The sequence below is a fragment of the Glycomyces sp. NPDC021274 genome, assembly GCF_040641195.1.
Classification (GTDB): Bacteria; Actinomycetota; Actinomycetes; order Mycobacteriales; family Micromonosporaceae; genus Glycomyces.
Genome location: NZ_JBFADC010000017.1, coordinates 57,865 through 66,752, shown reverse-complemented (window position 1 = coordinate 66,752; position 8,888 = coordinate 57,865). Strand labels below are relative to the sequence as shown.

Genomic DNA, 8,888 nt, shown 5'->3' with positions numbered 1-8,888 from the left:
CCGGACGCCCTGGAACGGCTGCGGCTGGCGGTCCCGGCCCGGCGTCAGCGGCGGCGTCATGCCGTGGTGGGCGCGGCCGCCGCGCTGCTGCTCGGCGGCACGGCGATCCCGGCGATGGTCCACGTGGCGAGCCTCAGCGACGGCCCCGGCGACCGTCCGGCCAACGCCGCCAGCAGCCGGGACGCCGAGCACGACACCAGCGGCACGCGCGGCGAAGGCACCGAGAAGGCCAGCACCCGGCCGACCGGCGGGAGCGGGGAGAAGCCCAGCGCTGACCGGCCGGCGGACAAGGCGGGCAAGGACGCCGAGAAGCCCGGTGCGGGCCTGCCCGGCACCGGCGCCGGCACACCCGCACCCGACACGACGATGGACGTCACCTCACCGGTCTGCGGGCGCGATCAGCTCGGCAAGGGCACCGGAACGGTCCGCCCAGCCGACGCGTCGGGCCGGGTCTACGGCGCGTTCCGGGTGGTGAACACGTCCGATTCCGCTTGCTCCGTGGAGGGCGGCGGGACCGTGGACCTCACCCCGCAGGGCTCCACCAAGGCGGACAAGATCCACGTCGTCGACCACACCTCGGGTGACGACGCCACCGGGCTGCCGGACCCGGCGACCACCCCGGACCAACTGGTGCTGAAGCCGGGGCAGGCGTACGAGGTCAAGTTCGCCTGGATCCCGGCGGCCGGCGGCGGCACGACCGGATGCGCCAGCCCGGGACCGTCGCCGACGCCCGACCCGTCCAAGGCGCCGGGGGACTCGCCGGCCGCGGCGACGACGAGCGGCAGCGGCAGTGGCACCGGCGGCCAGGCCGGCGGCGGTGACGGCTCCGGTGACGGCGGGGCGGCGGCCGGCGGCGTGCTTCTGACCCATACGCCGGAGGCGGGTCTGCCCACCGCGGCCGACACCAAGATCCCCGACGCCTGTGCGGGCACGGTGTACCGCACGGCACCGCTGGCCGCACCGTAGGCCGAGCGGCGCCCTGCCCGAGGACGGGGCCCCTGCGGCGCGCTCCCGGAGAACGGGCGGTGCTGCGCCCGAAGACCTGATGGCGCTTCGGTTGTCCGGAGATCTGGCGACGCTTGGGCCACCTGGCGACCGGATGGCGCCTCGGCCGCATGGCAGACCTGACGAGGCTTCGGCTGCCCGGCAGACACTGCTCGGCAGACCTGGTGAGGTCATGGCCGTGCGGCAGACCTGATGACGGCTCGTTCGCCAGGGGCATCTGAGGAAGCCTCGGCTGCCGGGGAGTAACGCCGGTCTGGGGAGCAACCCGGAGCGCTGCCTGGGGGCGAAGGGGGCACCTGGCGGGCCCGAGGCTTCACCTGGGGAACCCGAAGGGGCCCTTGTCCGTTCGGTACGGGCGCGGGGTGGTGCGGCATGGGCGGAGGGTGGTCGGTATGGACGAGGGACGGCTGTCGGGCACCGGGCCCGGAACGGCAACCACCCAGGTCCCGGGGCCGGAACCGCGGCGGGGAGGGGGCGGTGCGGCCGTGCGGCGCGGGCCCCGTACCGTTGGTGGGGTGTACCGGTTCCTGCTGACCCCGCGGTGGTGGGGAATCAACGTCTTCGCCGTGCTGGCGATCCCCTTCTGCATCTTCATGGGCAGCTGGCAGCTGAGCCGCTTCGACGCCCGGGTCGCCTCACACCACCAGCAGGAGAACCGAACCGCCGACGCCAAGGCCGCGGCTCCCCGGCCGTTGCAGAGCCTGCTGCCGGTCGATCAGGTCACTTCCGGCCGCCAGGCCAGTGCCCGTGGCCGCTTCGACGCCACGCACCAACTACTGGTCCCGGGCCGCACCCTCCAGGGCAAGAGCGGCGACCAGCAGGGCTTCTACGTTCTGACCCTGCTGCGTACGGACGGGGGCAAGGCCCTCCCGGTCGTCCGCGGCTGGCTGCCCGGCGACGCGAACGCCACGGCCGACGCGGCGAAGGTGCCCGCGCCGCCCACCGGTGAGGTCACCGTGGTCGGCGCGCTGCAGGCGTCCGAGAACGAGGGCACGGCCGGGGTCCGGGCGGGCGGCGGTCTGCCGAAGGGGCAGCTCGGCATGATCAGCGCGGCGTCGCTGGTCAACATCGTGCCGTACGGCGTCTACGACGCCTGGATCACGCTCACCGACCCGCCCGCCCCGCTGCGCGCCGTCCCGCCGGCCGCCGTGGAGGGCACCGGCCTGGACATGAAGGCGTTCCAGAACCTCGGGTACACCGGCGAATGGTTCGTCTTCGCGGGCTTTGTCCTCTTTATGTGGTTCCGTCTGGTCCGTCGCGAGGCCGAGGCCGCCAAGGACGCCGCCCTGGGCATCCTCCCTGAGGGGCCTGAGGGGCCCGTAGGGGCGGCGGCCGAGGAGGGCGCGACTGGCGAGGGCGCGACTGGAACCGAAGTCACGGCCGGCAGGTAGGGGGGGCTCCCCCCGGGGGGGTGCCCCGGGCCCCCGCCGCCCCCCCCCCGCGGCGCTAGAAGGCCTTCGGGACGAAGGTCAGGAGGCTGGCCTCCGGGGCGCACGCGAAGCGGACCGGCGCGTACGGGCTCGTGCCCAGGCCGGCCGAGACGTGCAGCCAGGTGTCCTCCCACGGGTGCAGGCCCTTCACGCGCTCGCGGTCGATGCCGCAGTTCGTGACGAGCGCCCCGTAGCCGGGGACGCAGACCTGGCCGCCGTGGGTGTGGCCGGCGGCGATGAAGTCGTAGCCGTCGGCGGCGAACTCGTCGAGCACGCGCGGCTCCGGCGAGTGCGTGAGCCCGATCGACAGGTCGGCGCTCGCCGGCACAGGGCCGGAGACGAGCTCGTAGTCGTCCAGGTCGAAGTGCGGGTCGTCGACGCCCGCGAAGTGGACGTTGAGGCCCGAGACGACCTTGTCGGCGGCGGCGTTGTTCAGGTCGAGCCAGCCGCCGTCGACGAGGACCTTGCGCAGCTCCTCGGTGGGTAGCGGCTCGCCGTACTTGTGCTCGTGGTTCGGGTTGAAGTACTGCAGCGGGTTCTTGAACACCGGTGCGTAGTAGTCGTTGGAGCCGAACACGAACGCGCCCGGCGCGCGGAACAGCGGTCGGAGCGTCTTGGTGACGAGGTCGATCGCGTCCGGGTGGGCGAGGTTGTCGCCCGTGAGGAGCACCAGGTCCGGGTCGAGCGCGGACAGGGACGCGACCCAGTGGGCCTTGCGCACCTGCCCGGGCGTCATGTGCAGGTCGGAGATGTGCAGGACCCGGATCGGCTCGGCGCCTTCGGGCAGTGCGGGCACCGCGAAGTGGCGGAGCGTGTACTGGACGCGCTCGTAAAGAGAGGCGTACGCGAGTGCCAGCGCGCCGGCGCCGACCCCGATCCCGGCTGCTGCGGCTAGTCCACGGCTGATCTTCATACCCCAACGGTAGATTGTCGATCTATGAGCGAGCTAAAGACCCAGTTGGAAACCGATATGCGAGCCGCCCTCAAGGCGCAGGACAAGGTGACGCTGGGCACCCTGAGGATGGTGCTCACTGCGGTCCGGAACGAGGAGATCGCAGGTAGGACCCCTCGCGAGCTCGATGACGCGGACGTCGTGAAGGTCCTGGTCAAGCAGGCCAAGCAGCGGCGTGAGGCGGCCGAGGGGTTCCGTGCCGGCGGGCGTGAGGAGTCGGCCGAGGCCGAGCTGGCGGAGGAGGCCGTGATCAAGCGGTACCTGCCGACCGAGCTCACTGAGGCCGAAGTCACGCAGCTGGTGCGCGAGGCGATCGCGGAGGGCGGTTTCGCCGGTCCGAGGGACATGGGCAAGGTCATGAAGGCGATCGGCCCGAAGACGGCGGGCCGCGCCGACGGCAAGCTCGTGGCCTCGATCGTGAAGGCCGAGCTCGCGGAGTAGCGCAGCCCGGTCGTGTCGCCGTTCACGGCTATCGTTGAGGGTCGGGCCCGCCTAGCTTTTCGAAACCTTGAGGAATCCATGTCCAGCCATATCGCGGCCGAGGCCGCGCGCCGCCGCACCTTCGCGGTGATCTCGCACCCCGACGCCGGAAAGTCGACGATCACCGAGGCCCTCGCCCTGTACGGGCGGGCGATCTCGTCGGCCGGCGCCGTGCACGGCAAGGGCGACCGCAAGGGCGTGGTCTCCGACTGGATGTCCATGGAGCAGGACCGCGGCATCTCGATCACCTCCGCGGCGCTGCAGTTCGAGTACCGCGGCTGCGTCGTGAACCTGCTCGACACCCCCGGCCACGCCGACTTCTCCGAGGACACCTACAGGGTGCTCACCGCCGTCGACGCCGCCGTGATGCTCCTCGACGCCGCGAAGGGCCTCGAGCCGCAGACCCTGAAGCTCTTCGAGGTGTGCCGGGCCCGGCGCATCCCGGTGATCACCTTCATCAACAAGTGGGACCGCCCGGCGAAGGACGCCCTCGAGCTCATCGAGGAGATCGAGACCCGCATCGGCATCAAGCCGACGCCGGTCACGTGGCCGGTGGGCGTCGGCGGCGAGTTCCGCGGCGTCATCGAGCGCGTCGGGTTCGGCGAGGAGCACGCGGGACGCCGCGCGGTCGGCCCGCAGGTCCCGGGCATGGTCCGCTACGAGCGCTCCCCCGGCGGGCAGCAGCTCGCGACCGCGGAGTTCCTCGACGAGGACGCGGCGATGGCCCAGTTCGGGCCCGATTACGAGCGCGCTCAAGAGGAGTCGGAGCTGCTGAGCGAGGTCGAGGCCGATTTCGACCCGAAGACCTTCGAGTCCGGGCAGACCACGCCGACCCTGTTCGGTGCGGCCCTCGTCCACTTCGGTGTGGGCCAGCTCTTGGACCTGCTGGTGGACATCGCCCCGTCGCCGTTCGCGCGCGAGGACGTCAAGGGGAGCCCGCGCGAGCTGGAGGACGGCTTCTCCGGGTTCGTCTTCAAGTCGCAGGCGAACATGAACGCCTCGCACCGCGACCAGCTGGCGTTCATCCGCGTCTGCTCGGGCCATTTCGAGCGCGGCATGCAGGTCACGCAGGCGCAGGGCAAGCGCACCATGTCGACCAAGTACGCGCAGACGCTGTTCGGCTCGGCCCGCGACACCGTGGACGAGGCCTGGCCCGGTGACATCGTGGGCCTTGTCAACGCCACGGGCCTGTCGGTGGGCGACACGATCTACGCGGGCAAGGCCGTGGAGTACCCGCCGCTGCCGGCGTTCGCGCCCGAGCACTTCGGGGCGCTCCAGATGCACGACACGTCGAAGGCGAAGCGGTTCCGGCGCGGCATCGCGCAGCTCGACGCCGAGGGCGTCGTGCAGGTGCTCTACTCCGAGCGACGCGGCGAGGCCACGCCCGTGCTCGCGGCGGTCGGCCCGCTCCAGTTCGAGGTCACGGTGGCGCGGCTCCAGGCCGAGTTCGACGTCCCGGCGACGATCGACCACCTGCCGTTCAAGCTCGCTCGCCTCACCGATGCCGAAGGCGCGCAGCGACTGCGCACCGCACCCGGCGTCGAGATCTTCACCCGGCCGAGGGACGGCGCGCACCTGGTGGCGCTGCCGAACAAGTACCGCATCCAGACGATCGTGAACGACTACCCCGGGCTGGTGCTCGAGCCGCTGCTCGCCGGGGGCCAGGGCTGATGGCGCGCCTGCTGACCTCGGGCGACATCCGGTCGCTCTCGCGCGGCCTGCAGATCACGCCGACGAAGAAGTGGGGCCAGAACTTCGTCGTCGACGCGAACACGGTGCGGCGCATCGCGAACGTCGCGAAGCTCGACGCCGATGACGTCGTGATGGAGGTCGGCCCGGGGCTCGGCTCGCTCACCTTGGCGCTCATCGAGGTCGCGCGCCGCGTGATCGCCGTCGAGATCGACCCGAAGCTCGCGCTCGCGCTGCCGACCACTGTGGAGCACCGCGCTCCGGAGGAGCACGAGCGGCTCACCGTCATCGAGACCGACGCCGCCCGCATCAAGCCCGAGCAGATGCCCGAGGCGCCCACCGCGCTCGTGGCGAACCTGCCGTACAACGTGGCAGTGCCGGTGGTCCTGCACGCCCTGGAGACTTTCCCGAGCCTCCGGAAGGGCCTCGTGATGGTCCAGGCCGAGGTCGGCGACCGGCTCACGGCCGGGCCGGGCTCGAAGATCTACGGCTCGCCGAGCGTCAAGATGGCCTGGTACGCGAAGGCCCGGCGCGCCGGTTCGGTCTCGCCCAACGTGTTCTGGCCGGTCCCGAACGTGGCGAGCGGCCTCGTCGCGTTCGAGCGCATCGAGAGCCCTGACGCGAACCGCGCCGAGGTCTTCGCCGCCGTGGACGCCGCGTTCGGGCAGCGGCGCAAGATGCTGCGCCAGTCGCTGAAGGCCTGGGTGGGCGCCGACGTGGACGCCGTGCTCGATCGGGCGGGGATCGAACCCACCAGGCGGGGTGAATCGTTGGACATAGCGGAGTTCATCGCCCTCGCCGACGCCAAGGAGGCGCTGGGCGCGACCGCACCGTCTCAGGAGGCCTGAATGACCGGACAGACCGCGCCAGCCCAGCCGGGCGCGCAGATCAGCGTCGACGTGCCCGCCAAGATCAACCCGCACCTCGGCGTGGGCGACCCCCGGGCGGACGGCTACCACGCACTGTCCACGGTGTACCAGGCGATCAGCTTGCACGACACCGTGACCGCGGAGCGGCGCGGTGAGCCGGGCATCGCGATCACCATCTCCGGGGAGGGCGCGGGGACGCTGCCCACCGACGAGGCGAACCTGGCCCACAAGGCCGCCAAGCTCGTCGCCCTGTACGCCGGGATCGAACCGGACGTGAAGCTGCACTTGAACAAGCGCATCCCCGTGGCCGGCGGCCTCGCCGGCGGCTCGGCTGACGCGGCCGGGGCGCTCATCGCGTGCGCACGCCTGTGGGAGGTCGAGATCGGCGACGCCGAGCTGCAGCGCCTCGCCGCGGGCCTCGGCTCTGACGTGCCGTTCTGCCTCAGGGGCGGCACGGCGATCGGCAGCGGGCGCGGCGAGGAGCTGACCCCGGTGGCCGCCAAGGGCACCTGGCACTGGGTGGTCGCCACGACGGACACGCAGATCTCGACCCCCGAGTGCTACAAGGAGGTCGACCGCCTCCGCGAGGACGGCATCGGCCGCTATTCCTCCGATGTGGACCCGATCGTGAAGGCGTTCGAGGCCGGTGCGAGCGCCGACGACCTCGCGCGGCTGCTCATCAACGACATGGAGGCGGCTGCCGTGAGCCTGCGCCCGCAGCTGGCCTCGCTGATGCACGGCGGCCTCGAGGAGGGTGCCCTCGCGGCGCACGTCTCGGGTTCGGGTCCGACTGTCCTGTTCCTGGCCACTGACGTCAAGCACGCGGTCGCCCTGGCCCGGCGGATCAGGATGCGGGGCGGCGCGAAGAGCGTCCACCTGGCGCACGGCCCGGTGAACGGCCCGGCCGCCTAGGAACTCAGGCCGTGCCCGTCCGGGCCCGCTGCGGACCGCGTTCGGGCCGGCGCTGAGGGACGACCGGTTCGCTGCCGTCGCGCTTGACCGTCCACAGGATGCGGAAGCCCTTCGCGGTCTCCACCGGGCGGTACCGGCCCGGCAGCGTCTGGTCGTGCAGCATCCGGCGGAACAGGGCCCCGTTCAGCGCGACGTCGTCGAGGAACGCCGAGCGCTCGAAGTCGACGGTGGCGTTGAAGTGCACCATGAGGAAGCTCGCGCGCGAATGCCACACCGATTCGCGGAACACGGTGCCGTCCATGAAGACCGACTCATCGAAGGAGACGCTCTCCCGGAAGGTCGAGCGCTCGAAGGTCGTCCAGTCGGCGAACGAGACGGTCTCGAAGTCGGCGCCGCCTTCGAAGGCGACCTCGCCGAAGAGCGTCGCGTCCTCGAACCGCGCGAGCAGGAAGTCGGCCGCGCCCGCGAACGACGAGCGGTTGAAGTTCGTGAAGCTATGGAACACCGTCCCCGAGAAGTCCGCGTTCCCGTCGACGACCACCTCGGCGAACTCCAGGTGCTTGCGGAACGCGGCCCGCGAGCAGTCGATGCTTTCGGCGAACCTCGCCTTCTCGAACCAGGCCGTGCCGGCGAAGGCCGCTCGGCCGAGATCGGCTTCGGCCCTGAACACGGCCTCCAGGAAATCGGTCTGGCCGTCGAACGTCGCGTCCGAAAAGGATGCGCGCCCTTCGAAGACGACCCCGGTGAACCAGGTCAGCCCTTCGAAGGAGGCGTTCTGGAAGTTCGCGGTGCCGCGGAAGCGGGCGCCGGTGAAATCGACGTTCCGGAGCCGGCAGCCGCTGAAGTCGGTCAGCCCCAGCGATGCTCCGCGGAGATTGAGGCGGTCATGCTTCCAGTAGTTCCGGCGGCTGAGCTTGCGCTTGAGCCGCACCTGCAGAATCTCCTGCGCGAAATTGCGCACCTCGCGCTCGGGATCTGACGGCGGGCTCGTCGCCGCGTCGAACGGGCGGCGCAGATATGCGCAGATCTCATCCAGAACCAGTTGCCGCAGCTCCTCGTGCTGCTCCCCCAGCCGCTTGAGATTGTAGAGACCGCCGACGCGGATGGTCGCGTTCTCCGACGACAGCTGTTCGACCGCTTGGATGCGCAGTTCGGTGATCCGCTGCTGCGTGCTGTGGAACTCGTCGTGCTGCTGGCGTCGGAAGCTCAGCACCAGCGCGGAGGCGGCGCCGATGCCCGCCGCGACGGTCAGCGTGGCCCGGACGGTCTCCAGCCGCATCTTCGCGATCTCCAGGTCGGCCTGGGCGTCTCCGGGTGCCCGCAGCGCTTCGATCTCGGCCATCTGCAGGTCGTAGTACCACCAGCCGCCGAGCAGGATGAGGGCGAAGACGACCAGGAGCACCCAGGTCCGGATCGGGCGGGGCCGCCACGGCGGCTTGGGCACGGGGTCTTCAGTGCGGCGGCTCAGTGCGCCTTCGCGTCGCATGAGGGCGCGCTGGAGGCGGTGTGAGAGGTCGCGGAAGGCCATGGCGCCAGCCTAGGCAACCACCG

General features: G+C 71.4%; 8 protein-coding genes. 6 read left to right on the top strand and 2 right to left on the bottom strand.

Features of this window, described 5'->3' with window-relative positions; all coding sequences use genetic code 11:
* A partial coding sequence (locus AB0I03_RS24885) for a hypothetical protein (protein ID WP_360416808.1) occupies positions 1-966 on the top strand: 966 nt, incomplete at its 5' end.
* 554 nt (positions 967-1,520) lie between these two features.
* Positions 1,521-2,396, top strand: a complete 876-nt coding sequence (locus tag AB0I03_RS24880) for an SURF1 family protein (RefSeq protein ID WP_360416806.1) — start codon at positions 1,521-1,523, stop codon at positions 2,394-2,396.
* A 55-nt stretch (positions 2,397-2,451) separates the two neighbouring features.
* On the opposite strand, the gene AB0I03_RS24875 is transcribed toward AB0I03_RS24880, so the two are convergent.
* Positions 2,452-3,348 carry a metallophosphoesterase gene (locus AB0I03_RS24875; protein WP_360416804.1) on the bottom strand — a complete coding sequence of 299 codons (897 nt, stop codon included), beginning with the start codon at positions 3,346-3,348 and terminating at the stop codon, positions 2,452-2,454.
* Positions 3,349-3,372: 24 nt separating this feature from the next.
* Here AB0I03_RS24875 and AB0I03_RS24870 point away from each other — a divergent pair, with 24 nt between their 5' ends.
* From AB0I03_RS24870 to AB0I03_RS24855, 4 genes are all read left to right on the top strand, one after another.
* The gene (locus AB0I03_RS24870; RefSeq protein WP_360416802.1) at positions 3,373-3,828 is read left to right on the top strand and encodes a GatB/YqeY domain-containing protein; all 456 of its coding nucleotides are present in this window, start codon (positions 3,373-3,375) and stop codon (positions 3,826-3,828) included.
* A 78-nt stretch (positions 3,829-3,906) separates the two neighbouring features.
* Entirely contained in the window at positions 3,907-5,538 is a 1,632-nt protein-coding gene (locus AB0I03_RS24865; RefSeq protein ID WP_360416800.1) for a peptide chain release factor 3, read from the top strand.
* The gene (rsmA, locus tag AB0I03_RS24860; RefSeq protein ID WP_360416798.1) at positions 5,538-6,404 is read left to right on the top strand and encodes a 16S rRNA (adenine(1518)-N(6)/adenine(1519)-N(6))-dimethyltransferase RsmA; all 867 of its coding nucleotides are present in this window, start codon (positions 5,538-5,540) and stop codon (positions 6,402-6,404) included. Before AB0I03_RS24865 ends, rsmA begins: the two co-directional genes overlap by 1 nt.
* Positions 6,405-7,337 (top strand): 4-(cytidine 5'-diphospho)-2-C-methyl-D-erythritol kinase, encoded by a 933-nt coding sequence (locus AB0I03_RS24855; protein ID WP_360416796.1) that lies wholly within the window; start codon positions 6,405-6,407, stop codon positions 7,335-7,337.
* Positions 7,338-7,341: 4 nt separating this feature from the next.
* Here the strand turns inward: AB0I03_RS24855 and AB0I03_RS24850 are convergent, their stop codons facing one another.
* Complete coding sequence (locus tag AB0I03_RS24850) at positions 7,342-8,865, bottom strand: pentapeptide repeat-containing protein (protein ID WP_360416794.1); 1,524 nt, start codon at positions 8,863-8,865, stop codon at positions 7,342-7,344.
* Positions 8,866-8,888 lie beyond the last annotated feature (23 nt).